The 662-nt window shown below is 34.6% G+C and carries 1 protein-coding gene; it reads left to right on the top strand.

What is annotated here, in order from left to right:
• A partial coding sequence (locus tag L323_RS41400; RefSeq protein WP_020815963.1) for a hypothetical protein occupies window positions 1-662 on the top strand: 662 nt, incomplete at both ends.

The raw sequence follows: 662 nt of genomic DNA on the forward strand, positions 1-662 counted from the left end.
GAAGGATTTAGCGAATACATACCGTTCATTACGCCGGTGGGACAAAGTAGAGGAAACGGCTGAAAAACTCAAAAACAAGGCTGAAATCCTATATCAAAGAACTACAAAATATAATCATCAAGACTATAAACTAACAACACCACTTTTCACATATATAGCTTACTCAAATCTACTATTAGGCAGCGTTTTTGAAATCAAGAAAGACTATGAACGAGCCATGCAATACATCTCATTGTACGCAAACTTAGATTGGGTAAGAGAAGATGATAAGGATACGCTTATTTGGAAAGAAAAATTCTATGCTTGGGCTAAGATGAATACAATGGTCACCAAGTTGTCAGCTGGAGATTTTAGCGTACTACCAGAATACATCCAGTATCTTGAATCCAACAAAGACGAACGATTGCTATCTTTATTGAATATCATCGAGGCGGCCAATCGTTATCATTATAATGTTGATAGCATTCTTGAAAGATTTGATATTTCTTCAATAGTCAAAGCAGAACATTCAAATGATGTTTATACTAAACAGACTATTGAAGAACGTCTTGCACGCCTTTATTATGAATTAGCTGACTATCACCTAAGCAAAGGCCTCTATAAGAATGGTTTTAAGTACTTAGTGGATAGTTTGAATAAATCAGCATCTATTAATGAAAAAA

The organism is Ruminiclostridium papyrosolvens C7 (genome assembly GCF_000421965.1).
GTDB lineage: Bacteria > Bacillota > Clostridia > Acetivibrionales > DSM-1351 > Ruminiclostridium > Ruminiclostridium papyrosolvens_A.